This window comes from Pseudomonas sp. GD04091 (assembly GCF_029836165.1).
GTDB lineage: Bacteria > Pseudomonadota > Gammaproteobacteria > Pseudomonadales > Pseudomonadaceae > Aquipseudomonas.
The window spans coordinates 40404-54901 of record NZ_JAOEBG010000012.1 but is presented as its reverse complement, the minus strand read 5'-3'; the positions used below and the strand labels follow the sequence as shown (position 1 = coordinate 54901).

The following is a 14498-nucleotide window of genomic DNA, read 5'->3' as shown; positions in this document are numbered from 1 at the left end:
GGCGGGACGGGCCGTGCGGGCGCGGCAACGCTGCACCGCCCTGCCCATCCGTCGCGACCAAACCACGGTCGCGACGGGGCCCCGCTTTCAGACCGCGACGCCTGAAACAGCATTGACCCCCTCCAACGTCGCAAAGGACATGTCCTTTGCGGTGAGCAGGAAATCGCTCACATACGGCACTTCGAGCATGTCGCTGCGGATAGCCGCGTAAAGCTTGGCCTGCAGCCCTTTCTCCCCCAGCCGCTTGGCGGTCACGTAGCCACGCGAGCTGTACTCGTGCACGGCCCAGTTCGGCAGGCAGCACACACCACGGCCGCTGGCCACCAGCTGCATCATCATGATCGTCAGTTCCGAGGTGCGTACCTGGGCCGGCTCGATGTCGGCCGGGTCGAGGAAGCGGGTGAAGATATCCAGTCGGTTTCGCTCGATCGGATAAGTGATGAGGGTCTGGGTGGCGATGTCAGTGGGCTCGAGGTAGGGCCTTTCGCGCAAGACGTGATGGTTATCGATGGCCAGCAATGCCTCGTAACCGAACAGTGGCACGTAGGTGATCCCCGGCAACTTCACCGGGTCTGACGTCACCACCAGGTCGAGGTCCCCGCGCTCCAGCGCCGGCAGTGGAGCGAATGCAAACCCCGACGCCAGGTCCAGTTCAACCTCCGGCCAGGCGCCGCGGAATTCGTCCACCGACGGCATCAGCCACTGGTAGCAGCTGTGGCACTCGATCGCGATATGCAGCCGCCCGGCCGTGCCGACCGCCAGCTTGCCCAGGTCGCGCTCGGTCGCGCGCATCAGCGGCAGCACCTGCTCGGCCAGCTGCAGCAGCTTGAGCCCGGCACTGGTGAAGCGCACCGGCTTGGACTTGCGCACGAACAGCGGCATGCCGATGCGATCCTCCAGCTCCCGGAACTGATGCGACAGCGCCGACTGTGTCAGGTACAGGCGCTCGGCGGCTTCGTGCAGGCTGCCGGTTTCGCGCAGGGCGTGAATGGTGCGCAGGTGCCTCAAGTCGATCATGAGAAAAACTACATTTGAATGCAAAAAAAATGAGTTTGTCTCATGACGACCAGATCCTGACAATCCCCCTCATTGAATTTTCCGTTAGCGAGACAGGGCATCGTGACACTGGCACACAACCTCCGCTTTTCGCGCAGCGGTCCCGACCGCCTTTGCGGGGAATGACCGTGAGCATCGTCGTTCGACCAAGGCTGACCCTGCCGGGTGGCGCTGATCGCCTGCTGCTGCACTCCTGCTGTGCGCCGTGCTCCGGTGAGGTGATGGAGGCCATCACCGCTTCCGGCATCGACTACACCCTCTTCTTCTACAACCCCAACATCCACCCCGAGCGTGAGTACCTGCTGCGCAAGGAAGAGAACATCCGCTTCGCCGAACAGCACAACGTGCCGTTCGTCGATGCCGACTATGACACCGACAACTGGTTCGTCCGTGCCAAAGGCATGGAACACCTGCCAGAGCGTGGTGAGCGCTGCACGATGTGCTTCGACATGCGCTTCGAGCGCACCGCCCTGTACGCCCATGAACATGGCTTCCCGGTGATCAGCAGCTCGCTGGGTATATCACGCTGGAAGGACATGCAGCAGATCAACGGCTGTGGTCATCGCTCGGCGGCCAGGTACCCCGGAATCAGCTACTGGGATTACAACTGGCGCAAGGGGGGTGGGGCCGCCCGCATGGTAGAGATCAGCAAGCGTGAGCATTTCTATCAGCAGGAATACTGCGGTTGCATCTACTCGCTGCGAGATACCAATCACCACCGCAAGGCTCAAGGCAGGGACATCATCCGCATTGGCGTGAAGTACTACGGCGATGAAGAAGATGAGCAAGGCAGCCACTGAGCGTTGGCAACATCGGTGTGGAACATCTCCATTGGCCCTCATGCCGTGGGGCTGCGCAAAACACTTATCAGACCCAGCGTGCGCAAAAGCCTGATCCGCCGAACATCAGCGAGAAACATCAGGGCGCACGAAAAATCACAGAGCAGGTCAGGCCAACATGAATAACGCGTTCACCTTCGCCATCAAGCGTATCTGTTTCGATGAAAGCTATCGCCCGTCGGACAATACACGTATCACAACGAACTTCGCCAACCTGGCGCGGGGTCAACGTCGCCAGGAGAATTTGCGCAACACCTTGCAGATGATTGACAACCGTTTCAATTCCCTGGCGCATTGGGACAACCCAGAAGGCGATCGCTACACGGTGGAGCTCGAGATCATTTCCGTCGAGATGAATCTCGATACCGCAGCGAACGACCCGGCACTCCCCTTGATTGAAATCTTGAAAACGACGGTTGTCGATCGAAAAACCAATACGCGCATCGACGGCATTGTCGGGAACAATTTTTCATCCTACGTGCGCGACTACGACTTCAGCGTGCTGTTGCTGGGCCACAACAAGGACCAGTCGACATTCAGTACGCCCGAAGGTTTCGGCGACCTGCATGGAAAACTATTCAAGTGTTTCATAAACTCGAGCGCCTACCAGGATCACTTCAACAAGCCGCCGGTCATATGCCTGAGCGTTTCGAGCAGCAAGACCTACCATCGCACTGAAAACCAGCACCCTGTACTGGGTGTCGAGTACCAGCAGGACGGATACTCGCTGACCGATGAGTACTTCAAGAAAATGGGCTTGAAGGTACGTTACTTCATGCCTGCCAACAGCGCCGCGCCCTTGGCCTTTTATCATGTCGGCGACTTGCTTGGTGATTACACCAACCTCGAACTTATCAGCACCATCAGCACGATGGACACCTTCCAAAAGATCTACCGGCCCGAGATATACAATGCGAATTCCGCAGCCGGTCAATCCTATCAACCCAGCTTGCAGCACCAGGACTATTCGTTGACTCGTATTGTTTATGATCGAGAAGAACGCAGCCGCCTGGCCATCGAACAGGGGAAGTTTGCCGAGGAGCACTTCATCAAGCCCTACCACGCTGTTCTTCAGCAGTGGTCCGCCCACTACGCGCTCTGACTCACGCCAGTACAAGGTCATTCACCATGAAAAAACTGCTACCCACTTCAACTGCCGGCAGCTTGCCCAAACCCTCTTGGCTTGCGCAACCCGAGACAATCTGGTCGCCGTGGAAACTGCAGGAAGAGGCATTGATCGAGGGCAAGCAAGATGCCTTGCGCCTGGCATTGCACGAGCAACAGCAAGCCGGCATCGACATCGTCAGCGATGGTGAGCAGACGCGCCAACACTTTGTCACGACCTTTATCGAGCACCTCAGCGGCGTTGATTTCGAGAAACGCGAGACGGTCAGAATCCGTGATCGCTACGATGCCAGCGTGCCGACGGTCGTGGGTGCCGTGGCTCGTCAAAAGCCGGTTTTCGTCGAGGACGCCAAGTTCTTGCGTCAGCAGACCAGACAACCGATCAAATGGGCACTGCCTGGCCCCATGACGATGATTGATACGCTCTACGACAGCCACTATAAAAGCCGTGAAAAGCTGGCCTGGGAATTTGCCAAGATTCTCAACCAGGAAGCCAGGGAGCTGGAAGCCGCCGGCGTCGACATCATCCAGTTTGACGAGCCCGCCTTCAATGTCTTCTTTGACGAGGTGAATGACTGGGGGGTGGCCACATTGGAGCGGGCCATCGAAGGGCTCAAGTGTGAAACCGCTGTGCATATTTGCTACGGCTACGGCATCAAGGCCAACACCGATTGGAAAAAGACGCTGGGATCAGAGTGGCGGCAATATGAAGAGGCCTTCCCCAAGCTGCAGAAGTCCAGTATCGATATCGTCTCGCTGGAATGCCACAACTCGCATGTGCCCATGGAGCTCATTGAACTCATCCGAGGCAAGAAAGTGATGGTGGGCGCCATTGATGTGGCGTCCCATACCATCGAAACACCGGAGGAAGTCGCCGCCACCCTGCGCAAGGCACTTCAGTTTGTCGAGGCCGACAAGCTCTATCCTTGCACCAACTGCGGCATGGCGCCCTTGCCTCGTAAAGTAGCGAGCGGCAAGTTGAATGCGTTGAGCGCAGGCGCGCAGATCATCCGCAGCGAGCTCTCGAACCGCTGCTGAGCCAACGGCGAACGTGGTACGCGGCAGTTTGAAGACGGTGCCGCTTTCAAAGCGGCACCGGACGGTTTCAGGCCCGCCTTGGCACTTTCGAGCGGCACCCAATACCCAGGACCTACCATGTCACTTCCTAGCACTGCCATCGCGCCATCGCGCTTTCGCCAAGCGCTCGGGCACTACGCCTCCGGGATCACGGTGATTACATCCCGCATCGATGGCGACCCCCTTGGCTTCACGTGCCAGTCGTTCTACAGCGTGTCGATGAGCCCGCCGCTGGTGTCCTTCAGCGTCATGTCCAGTTCGGCCAGCTATCCCCACATTCGCCAGGCAGGTCGATTCGCGGTCAACATCCTGTCGGACGAGCAGGTCGATATCTCCAACCAGTTCGCTCGACGCGGCACGGACAAATGGCACGGCGTCGAATGGCAGGAATCACCGCTGGGCAACCCGATCATTGCTGGCAGCCTGCACTGGCTTGATTGCGAAATTCACGCCGAACACACCGCAGGTGATCACCTGATCGTGATTGGTGAAGTAAAAGCGTTGAATCTGCAGGAAGCGGCGGCTACGCAGCCGCTGCTGTATTTCAAGGGACAGTATTGCAACCTCGCCGCGCTTGGCGCGGTTTAAGCCCTTAGCCTTCTCCCTCTGAACTGTTCACCAGCGGCCGCGGGGACCAGCAGCGGCCGTTCTACTCAGGGCCTGTCATCGATCTTGCTGATGATGACTATCGAGCAGCCCGCCTGTGCGCTGGTCGAAGCCGACACCTATAATCGCCCCCCATTTTTCCCTTCTCCCTCGCCTGCCCAGGCGACATTCGCCCTTTGGAACCCAGACCCATGCCGAGCGCCAGCCAAGCCCCCCACAGCCCCCCCGAACATAATCAACAGAGCGTCAAGCAGCAGTGGCTGGCGATTCTCTCGGTCGCCGTGGGCGCCTTCGCCCTGGTGACCAGCGAGTTTCTCCCGGTGGGCGTGCTCAACGACGTCGCCAGCGATCTGGGCATCAGCGCCGGCCAAGCCGGCCTGATGGTGACCCTGCCCGGCATCATGGCGGCCCTCGCCGCGCCCTTACTGTCGGTGGGCATCGGCGCCATGGACCGACGCTACCTGCTGATCGCCCTGACGCTGATCATGATCGTCGCCAACACGGTGGTGGCCTACGCCAGCGACTTCAGCCTGCTGCTGTTCGGCCGGGTATTGCTGGGCATCAGCATCGGCGGTTTCTGGGCGACGGCGATTGCCCTGAGCGGGCGTCTGGCGCCCAAGGGCGTGGGCGTGGCCCAGGCCACCTCGATCATCATGGTCGGCGTGACCCTGGCTACCGTGCTGGGCGTGCCCGTTGGCACCTGGCTCAGTGGCTTGATGGGATGGCGCATGACCTTCCTGGTCACCGCGCTGCTGGGCGTGCCGGTGCTGCTGGCGCAAGTCCTCCTGCTGCCGCGGCTCAACCCGGAGAAGGCCATCCGCATCAGTGACCTGCCGGCGCTGTTCGTCAATCCACAAGCGCGGATCGGCCTGATCGCGGTGTTGCTGATCGGTCTGGCGCACTTTGCCGCGTACACCTATGTCGCGCCCTTCTTCAAACACAGCGCCGGCTTCGATGGGCCGACCATTGGTTCGTTGCTGCTGCTGTATGGCGTGGCCGGGGTGCTGGGCAATGTCTTCGCCGGTTTCGCAGCCAACCGGAGCGTGCGTCACACCCTGTTGCTGGTCGCGTTGATGATCGGCGTGGGCACCGCGCTGTTCCCCCTGTTCGCCACCAGCCTGACCGGCGCCGCGATGCTGATCGCGCTGTGGGGCTTCGCCTTCGGCGCCTTCCCGGCCTGCGCCAGCATCTGGATGTTCGTCGTGGCGCCCAAGGACGTGGAACGCGGCATGCCGCTGTTCGTCGCGATGTTCCAGGTGATCATTGCCCTGGGCTCTTTCTTCGGCGGGCGGATCGTCGACCAGATGGGCAGCGCGGTGCTGTTCAGCCTGGCCACGGCCCTGGTGGGCTGCGGCTTCGTCACGGTGCTGGTGCTGGGGCGCAGCGTCAGTAATCGTCTGGCGGCGCAACCTTCCTGAAACATCGATGCCACCAACCGGGCGGCCCGTTCGAAGCTGGTTTGAGTGGCACCCTGTGGGAGCGGGTTCATCGGGGCGCCGAACCGCCGCGAAGCAGGCAGTGCGGTGGATGGCACCGGCTTTGCCGGTGCTCGCGGGTAAACCCGCTCCCACAGGGGCAGGAACAGGGGAGGAAACGGTGGGTCGGGGACGATCTTGAGCAGAAACACCTCGCAATGCAGATTCGCTTATGTAGGACCGCACACATCAACTGCCCGATTTATCTGCGCGGCGCTCGACTTGCCGACGCCATTTCCGTCTGCAGAAACTCCAGCAACCCCTGCGCCGCCGGCGACAGGCTCCGCCCCTTGCGGGTCAGCATGCCGATCCGTCGCTCCACCTTCGGCTCCGCCAACGGCAAGAACGCCAGCTTCTCGTTCTCCAGGGGAAACGCCAGATACGGCAAGGTGCTGATCCCCACCCCCTGCTCCAGCATCGCGATCAGCGAAATCATGTTGGACACGAACAACCGGCTATCTTCCAGCAACCCTTCGGCCTCGGTGCCTTCGAGCAGCCGCGAGGTGCCGTTGCGGATCATCGGCAGCCCGCGCAGCCGCGACCAGTGCAGCGCCCCGCCCGCCTGCAGCAGCGGATGGTCGGCCCGGCACACCACGCCCACCTGATCATTGACGATGGGCGTCATCGCCAGCTGCCCATCGTCCTGCCACAGGCTGCCGATGCCGAAGTCCACCAGCCCCTGGGCCAGCAGTTGCTGCACGCTTTCGGCCGTGCCGTCCTGAATGCTCACCTGCACGTTCGGATGCTGCGCGACGAAACGCGCCAGCGGCCCGGGCAACAGGCGGCTGGCCACCGACGGCACGGTGGCGATGCTCACTTGGCCGATCTCGTGACGGGCCAGCAACGTGGCCTCGCGGGCGATGCGGTCGTGATGCTCGATCAGGCCCCGGAACAGCGGCAGGCAGTGCTGACCGAACGGCGTGAGTTCCAGGCGCCCGCCGCCCTTCTCGATCAAGGCCTGATCGAGCTTCTGTTCCAGTTCGCGCACCGCCAGGGAAATCGCCGGTTGGGTGCGGCACGCCTGGCGGGCGGCGGCGTGGAAACTGCCAAGTTCGGCGACCAGCACGAAGTAGCGCAGTTGGGCGATCTTCAGCTCGGGCAACATGGTTAGCGATCCTTATCAAAGCATATTTTTTATTAATTTTATTTTGCTCGATATTGCTCGCAAGATGACAGCCAGGCAATCGGAGGCTTCATCCATGTCACTCAATACCTACAAGAACTACATCGATGGCCAGTGGTGCGAAGGCCACGCCACCCTGGCCAACCACAGCCCCTCGGACACCCTGGATGTGATCGGCGATTACCACCAGGCCAGTGCCGAGCAGACCCGCCAGGCCATCCAGGCCGCCCGCGCCGCACAGCCGCGGTGGGCGCTCACCGGGCTCGAAGCGCGCCAGCAGGTGCTGATGGCTATCGGCGACGAGCTGATCGCGCGCAAGGACGAACTCGGCCAGCTGCTCTCCCGCGAGGAAGGCAAGCCACTGGCCGAGGGCATCGGCGAGGTCGCCCGCAGTGGCCAGTTCTTCCACTACTACGCCGCCGAAGTGCTGCGCCAGATGGGCGAGACCGCCGCTTCGGTGCGCCCGGGCATCGACATCGAAGTGCACCGCGAACCGGTGGGCGTGGTGGGCATCATCACCCCGTGGAACTTCCCCATGGCCACCGCCGCCTGGAAGATCGCCCCGGCCCTGGCCTTCGGCAACGCCGTGGTGTTCAAGCCGGCCAACCTGGTACCGGCCAGTGCCTGGGCGCTGACCGAGATCATCAGCCGCCAGGGCCTGCCTGCCGGTACCTTCAACCTGGTCATGGGCAGCGGCGCCAGCGTCGGCGAAACCCTGGTCAACTCTGCCGAAATCGACGCCCTGACCTTCACCGGCTCGCTGGCCACCGGTCGCCAGGTGGCGGTCGCCACCGCAGGCAACCTGGTGCGCTGCCAGCTGGAGATGGGCAGCAAGAACGCGCTGGTGGTGATGGACGACGCCGACCTCGACCTGGCCGTGGACTGCGCGCTCAACGGCGCCTTCTTCGGCACCGGGCAGAAGTGCACGGCGTCGTCGCGGCTGATCGTCTGCGACGCCATCCACGACCGCTTCGTCGAGGCCCTGCGCCTGCGCATGCGTGCGCTCAAGGTCGGCCATGCGCTGGAGCCGGGCGTGCAGATCGGCCCGGTGGCCGAGGCCCGTCAGTTGGAACAGAACCTGGAGTACCTGCGCCTGGCCGAGGCCGAAGGCGCGAGGCTGGTAGAGGGCGGCGAGCGCCTGCAACTGGACAGCGACGGCTACTACATGCGCCCGGCGCTGTTCATCGACAGCCGCAATGACATGCGCATCAACCGCGAGGAAGTGTTCGGGCCGATAGCCTGCGTGATCCGCGTGGCCGATTTCGAGGAAGCCCTGGCCACTCTGAACGACACCCCGTACGGCCTCACCGCCGGCATCGTCACGCAGTCGCTACGCCATGCCAGCGCCTTCAAGCGCCGTGCCCAGACCGGCTGCGTGATGGTCAACCTGCCCACCGCCGGCACCGACTACCACGTGCCTTTCGGTGGGCGCAAAGCTTCCAGCTTCGGCCCGCGTGAACAGGGGCAGTACGCCCGCGATTTCTACACCGTGGTCAAGACCACCTACGTGCGGCCTTGAAGGAGTGCTTGCCATGCAGGACCTACTGATGATCGATGGCTTGCAGTATTCCAACTGGAGCCCGGAAATCTTCCAGCAGATGCGCGACGGTGGCCTGAGAGCGGTACACGCCACCATCGCCTACCACGAGAACGCCCGCGAGACCCTTTCGCGCCTGGGCGAGTGGAACCGGCGCTTCGAGACCTGGCCCGAGCTGATCCGCCCGGTGCGCACCGCCGGCGACATTCGCGCGGCGCAGCAAGAAGGCCGGGTCGGGATCTTCTTCGGCTTTCAGAACTGCTCGCCGATCGAGGACGACATCGCCCTGGTGGAGGTGTTCCGCCAGCTCGGGGTGTTCGTCATGCAGCTGACCTACAACAACCAGAGCCTGCTGGCCAGCGGGTGCTACGAGCAGGAAGACAACGGCATCAGCCGCTTCGGCCGCCAGGTGATCGCCGAGATGAACCGGGTCGGCATGCTCATCGACATGTCCCACAGCGCCGAGCGCAGCACCCTGCAGGCCATCGAGCTGTCCAGCCGGCCGGTGATCGTCTCCCACGCCAACCCGTCGAGCTTCCACGCCGCCAAGCGCAACAAGTCCGACGCGGTGCTGCGCGGCATCGCCGAATCCGGCGGGCTGCTCGGTTTCAGCACCTATCCGTTCCACCTCAAGGGCGCCTCGGCGTGCAGCCTGGAGAGCTTCTGCGACATGGTCGCGCGCACCGCCGACCTGATGGGCGTTGCGCATATCGGTATCGGCACCGACCTGTGCCAGGCGCAACCGCTGTCGGTGCTGGAGTGGATGCGCAACGGCCGCTGGAGCAAGGAGAAGGACTACGGCGAAGGCTCCAAGGACAACGCCAACTGGCCGGCGCCGCTGCAGTGGTTCCGCGACAGCCGCGATTTCCCCAATATCGCCCGGGGCCTGCGCGCCCGGGGCTTTGCCGAAGACGATGTACGCAGGATCATGGGACTGAACTGGTTGCGCCTGCTGGAGACCGCCACCGCGGCGCAGGCCTGACCCACCCCGCACGGACGGCTGAACAATAACAACAAACGCAGGTTCCGGAGGCTTCATGAAAAACCCAACCACCCTGCCAGCGCAAGGCCAGACCGTGCCCCTGCCCTTGGCGCGGGACATCGACTGGCCGCTGTTCCTGATCAGCGGCGGTTTCCTCGGCGCATTCCTGGTCGCCGCGCTGGTCGACATCGACGCGGTGTCGGCGCTGGTCAACACTTTGTTCGCCTGGTCGACCCGCTTCTTCGGCCTGTACTGGCAGGTGCTGATGCTGGCCACCTTCGCCGTGAGCCTGGTGATCGGCTTCTCGAAATGCGGGCGCGTGCGCCTGGGCGGCGTCACCCAGCGCCCGGACATCAGCACCTTCAACTGGATCGCGGTGATCATGTGCGCCCTGCTGGCCGGGGGCGGGGCCTTCTGGGCCGCGGCCGAACCCCTGATGCACTTCGCCAGCCCACCGCCGTACTTCGCCGGCGTGGCACCGCACAGCGAGGCGGCGGCGACCGCGGCGCTGGCGCAGTCCTTCGTGCACTGGGGCTTTCTCGCCTGGGCGGTGCTCGGCAGCCTGCTGGCCATCGTGCTGATGCACCTGCACTACGACAAGGGCCTGCCCCTGGCGCCGCGTACCCTGCTCTACCCGCTGTTCGGCGAGCGCGCGCTGAAGGGGCCGATCGGCACCCTGGCCGACGCCAGCTCGATCATCGCCGTGGTCGCCGGCACCATCGGCCCGATCGGTTTTCTCGGCCTGCAGATCAGCAGCGCCCTGCACGCGGTATGGGGGGTGCCCAACGACCTGCTGACCCAGTCACTGACCATCGTCCTGGTCACCTTGATGTACACCGTGTCCTGCCTGGTGGGGCTCAAGGGCATCCGCTTCGTCAGCGAGATCAACGTCTGGCTGATGCTGGGCCTGGCGCTGTTCATGGTGGTGTTCGGGCCGACGCTGTTCATCCTCGCAGGCTTCCCCTCGGCCTTCGCCCTGCACCTGGAGCACTTCATCCCGCTGACGCTGTACCACGCCGATCCGAAGTGGCTGGACTGGTGGACGGTGTTCTACTGGGGCTGGTTCATCGGCTACGCACCCATGGTCGCGCTGTACGTGGCGCGGATCTCCCGGGGCAGGACCATCCGCGAGATCATCGTGACCCTGTCGATCGTCGCGCCGCTGGTGACCATGTTCTGGTTCACCGTGGTCGGCGGCAGCGGCATCGGCATGGAGCTGCAGTCGCCCGGCATCGTCACCGCCCATGGCGCCCAGCCCGAAGACCTGCTGCTGGGGGTCACCCAGAATTTGCCACTGGGCGGCCTGATCAGCGCGCTGTTCCTGTTCCTGAGCTTCATCTCGGTGGCCACCAATGGCGACGCCATGGCCTTCACCGTGGCGCTGGCGATGTCCAGCAGCGACAAGCCGAAGAAGTGGCTGCGCGGCTTCTGGGCCATCGGCATGGGCCTGGCGGCGGTGGTGCTGATCACCATCGGCGCGGGCGGCGTCACCGCCCTGCAGTCCTTCATCGTCATCACCGCGGTGCCGGTATCGCTGGTGATCCTGCCGGCGCTGTGGGATGCGCTGCGCATCGCCCGGCACATGGCCCGTGAACAAGGCGTCTGAACATGATGCATCCTGGTACGACAACAATGACCGACACCGTGCTTGCCCCCTACCCGCTGCGCCGCGCCGGCCAGGTCATGGACCTGGCCCGGCTGGGCAGCCACTTCCAGAGCCCGCTGAGCTTCGTGCGCGCCAGCATGCGGCGGATGATGAACCAGCACTGGCAGATCCGCCGCGCCCGCTTCGACCTCGACGGCGAGGGCTTTGGCACCGCCATCTACCGCATCGACACGCCGAACGCCCACTACCACTGCGTGATCTTCTCGGCCTACCTGCCGCCGGAGAAACGCAGCGACCGGGTCATCGCCGACCAGTGGGACGTCACCTTCGTGCTGGTGGCCGGCGACGTGGATGCCGCGCAACTGGCCGACCTGCAACGCAACGTGCCGCTGCAGGAGGCCGGCCGCTTCGATGCCCGGGTGCTGGTGCTGTCCCGTGCCAACCGCAGCCTGCGCAACTTCGACCGGTTCCTCGCGGCTCTGGCCGAGGGGCAGCAGCCGGACCCGCGCCAGCTGGCCGAGGTGGGCTACCTGTATCGCACCACCGCCGTGTACGGCAACGGCAAGTTCGGCATCGCCGACTTCGCCTGCCTGCAGGGCAACGAGGACTTCGCCCAGCCGTTCAGCGCGCAGATGTTCACCGTCTACCTACTGCGCCACTTCAGTATCGAGCAGATCGAACACATGGCCCGGGCGCTCGCCCCGCAACGGGCGGTGCGGCTGGCCCCTGCGCTGCAGCGCTACCTGGGGGTCGGCAACGCCACCGGGCTGGGCATGGCGCCGTTCCTGATCAACCATCCGCAACTGCTGGAACGCTGGATCGCCATCCGGGAAACCGCCCTGGCCCAGGTGCTGGCGCAGCCGGCACAGCCTGCCTTGCTCGTGCGCATGCAGGCCTTGCTGGCACGTGCCGAGCAACACCTGGCCCAGACCCAGACCGAAGATCCGCGCCAGCACGCGCAGAACCGGCAGACCCTGGCCGAACTTGCCGCGCTGACCGACTGGCTGGCCCGCCAGCCCTGCCGCGATGACCTCTGGCCGCGCTTGCTGGCCTGGAGCGAAGCCCATGGCGGCGTCGGTTGCCAGGAGCTGCTGGTGAGCGTGTTGCTGGAACTGTATCCCGATCAGGTCACGCCCCTGGCCGAGCAGATGGGCGTGACCGAAGGCTGGCGCCTCGATGCGCAGATGCCCCTGGCGCAGCTGGGCGAGCTGATCGAGCAGCAGTACGACTGGGCCTTGGCCTATGACTTCAGCGACCTGCGGGCCGAGCACTTCTTCTGGTATCGCTCCGCCGAAAAAGAAGAGCCAAGGCTGGGCATGCGCCACGAAGAACCGGGGGCCGAGAAGGAAATGCAGCTGGGCATCGCCCGCAATATCCAGCGTTGCCACACGGCGCTGCGCGAGTACCTGCACAGCCACCCGCAGGCGTTGACCGCGCACTTCCTGATCGCCCATCCGGCGTTCAAGGGCACGGTGCGTCGCCTGCAGGGAATGGCCGGCACCGCCTATGGCGAGATCCGCACCAACCTGCTGGCCCAGGACCTGCTGCCGATCCACCTGCTGCGCTGCAAGCTGGCGTTCTTCGGCGCCGGCAAGTTCGACCCCAAGTCCAGCCGCTGGGTGCGCATCACCCTGTTCCAGGGCGCGCCGCTGGTCAGCGACATCGGCCAGCCGTTCGCCGACGACTGGAACTTCGCGGTGCTGCCGCAGGGGGACCACTGACATGCGCGTTTCGCTCAACGAAATACAGGTGATGTGCCGCAAGGCCTTCGAAGGCATGGGCTTCGCCGCAGGCGATTGCGAGGACGCCGCGGACCTGGTCGGCTGGCTGCAGCTGCAAGGGCTGGACGGTATCGGCACGCTGGCAAAGGCCCTGGACTACCTGCAGCGTGAAACCGCCCGGGACTTTGCCCTGCGCTACGAAGACCGCGCCCTGCTGGTGCTCGACGCCAATGGCCAGAGCGTGCTGCGCTGCGCCGCCACCGCCGTGGAAATGGCACTGGCCAAGGCGCTGCGCGGGGGGCAGGCGGTGCTGCGTATCCATCACTGCCACAACCGCATCCTGTTGCTGGGCCTGCTCAGCCGGGCGGCTGAAACTGGCCTGGAGGTACAGGCCCACTGGCACGATGCGCGCCAGCGGCACCGGGCGGCATTTGCCGCCGGCGCCGCACAGCTGCAACTGGACAGCGCGGCCAACGCGAACGACGGGTTCGAGCAGAGCATCACCGTGCTGTTCAGCAGGCAGGCCGCTGGCCCTCGACCGCTGGCCAGCCCCCTGCCCGCCTCCCCTCAGGGCTTCGTCGTCGATGAGGCCGTCTGGCAACGACTCAGGCAGCTGGCCGAACAGATCCTGGTCGAAAGCAGCGAAGCCTCGCGCCGGCACGGTGCCGGAGGGGGTAGCGATGCCGACTGACCTTCATTCAGGAACAAGCCCCATGAAACATGCGATCAAGACCGACCTGTACGCCTCCAAGGCCCCGCTGGAATGGGCCGTGATCGGCAACGGCACGCTCTATACCGCGCAGATCCCCATCGATGCCCAGGGTCAGGTGGTCGAAGGTGGCATCGAAGCCCAGACCCGCCAGACCCTGGACAACCTGCGCCACACCCTGGAGGCCGCCGGCAGCTCGCTCGATGCGGTGACCCAGGTGCTGATCTACGTGACCGACCGCAGCTACCTGGCCTCGGTCAATGCCTTGTACGCGCAGTATTTCCAGGCGCCCTACCCCAACCGCGCGGCGCTCGTGGTGGCAGGGCTGGCGCGGGAGGAAATGCTGGTAGAACTGGTGGTGTACGCCTGCGTGCCGATGCCGGCCTGAAGCGGCAAATTTTCTGTAGGAGCGGCCTTGCGTCGCGAAAGGGCTGCGCAGCAGCCCCAGCAATTTCGATGGTGGCTCGGAATCTGGGGCCGCTGCGCGCCCCGTTCGCGACGCAAGGCCGCTCCTACAGCGGTGCGACGCAATGATAGCGTTATGCCTTCAAGCACATTACTCTTGCGCCGGTTAAAGGCCCAGTTCCGTTCGCTGGGCCTCTACCTGAACCCCGTATCCACACGCTTTTACAGGAAGTGATC

Annotated in this window: 13 protein-coding genes; 11 read left to right on the top strand and 2 right to left on the bottom strand. The window is 64.0% G+C overall.

Going from position 1 to position 14498, the window contains the following annotated elements; all coding sequences use genetic code 11:
- Positions 1-87 precede the first annotated feature (87 nt).
- Positions 88-1017, bottom strand: a complete 930-nt coding sequence (locus N7422_RS15935) for a LysR family transcriptional regulator (protein WP_279807409.1) — start codon at positions 1015-1017, stop codon at positions 88-90.
- Positions 1018-1184: 167 nt separating this feature from the next.
- On the opposite strand from N7422_RS15935, the gene N7422_RS15930 reads away from it, so the two are divergent.
- The 5 genes from N7422_RS15930 (at position 1185) to N7422_RS15910 (ending at position 6121) form a co-directional block, all read left to right on the top strand.
- Positions 1185-1856 (top strand): epoxyqueuosine reductase QueH, encoded by a 672-nt coding sequence (locus N7422_RS15930; RefSeq protein ID WP_279807408.1) that lies wholly within the window; start codon positions 1185-1187, stop codon positions 1854-1856.
- A gap of 157 nt (positions 1857-2013) precedes the next feature.
- A complete protein-coding gene (locus N7422_RS15925; RefSeq protein ID WP_279807407.1) occupies positions 2014-2997 on the top strand; it encodes a DUF1852 domain-containing protein in 984 nt (327 codons plus the stop codon).
- A gap of 26 nt (positions 2998-3023) precedes the next feature.
- The gene (locus N7422_RS15920; protein ID WP_279807406.1) at positions 3024-4058 is read left to right on the top strand and encodes a methionine synthase; all 1035 of its coding nucleotides are present in this window, start codon (positions 3024-3026) and stop codon (positions 4056-4058) included.
- A 117-nt stretch (positions 4059-4175) separates the two neighbouring features.
- Positions 4176-4685, top strand: coding sequence for a flavin reductase family protein (locus tag N7422_RS15915; RefSeq protein ID WP_279807405.1), 510 nt, complete (start codon positions 4176-4178; stop codon positions 4683-4685).
- Positions 4686-4894: 209 nt separating this feature from the next.
- Positions 4895-6121 (top strand): MFS transporter, encoded by a 1227-nt coding sequence (locus N7422_RS15910; protein WP_279807404.1) that lies wholly within the window; start codon positions 4895-4897, stop codon positions 6119-6121.
- 259 nt (positions 6122-6380) lie between these two features.
- Here N7422_RS15910 and N7422_RS15905 read toward each other — a convergent pair whose 3' ends face one another.
- Complete coding sequence (locus N7422_RS15905; RefSeq protein WP_279807403.1) at positions 6381-7283, bottom strand: LysR family transcriptional regulator; 903 nt, start codon at positions 7281-7283, stop codon at positions 6381-6383.
- A 94-nt stretch (positions 7284-7377) separates the two neighbouring features.
- Here N7422_RS15905 and N7422_RS15900 point away from each other — a divergent pair, with 94 nt between their 5' ends.
- The 6 genes from N7422_RS15900 to N7422_RS15875 are packed head-to-tail and all read left to right on the top strand — an operon-like array spanning position 7378 to position 14244.
- The gene (locus N7422_RS15900; protein ID WP_279807402.1) at positions 7378-8820 is read left to right on the top strand and encodes an aldehyde dehydrogenase family protein; all 1443 of its coding nucleotides are present in this window, start codon (positions 7378-7380) and stop codon (positions 8818-8820) included.
- Between the two features lie 13 nt (positions 8821-8833).
- A complete protein-coding gene (locus N7422_RS15895) occupies positions 8834-9820 on the top strand; it encodes a dipeptidase (protein ID WP_279807401.1) in 987 nt (328 codons plus the stop codon).
- 55 nt (positions 9821-9875) lie between these two features.
- Positions 9876-11426: a BCCT family transporter gene (locus tag N7422_RS15890; RefSeq protein WP_279807400.1), complete on the top strand. Its 1551-nt coding sequence runs from the start codon at positions 9876-9878 to the stop codon at positions 11424-11426.
- 26 nt (positions 11427-11452) lie between these two features.
- Positions 11453-13147, top strand: coding sequence for a hypothetical protein (locus N7422_RS15885; RefSeq protein WP_279807399.1), 1695 nt, complete (start codon positions 11453-11455; stop codon positions 13145-13147).
- A gap of 1 nt (position 13148) precedes the next feature.
- Positions 13149-13838: a DUF3726 domain-containing protein gene (locus tag N7422_RS15880; RefSeq protein ID WP_279807398.1), complete on the top strand. Its 690-nt coding sequence runs from the start codon at positions 13149-13151 to the stop codon at positions 13836-13838.
- Positions 13839-13860: 22 nt separating this feature from the next.
- A complete protein-coding gene (locus N7422_RS15875) occupies positions 13861-14244 on the top strand; it encodes a RidA family protein (protein WP_279807397.1) in 384 nt (127 codons plus the stop codon).
- Positions 14245-14498 lie beyond the last annotated feature (254 nt).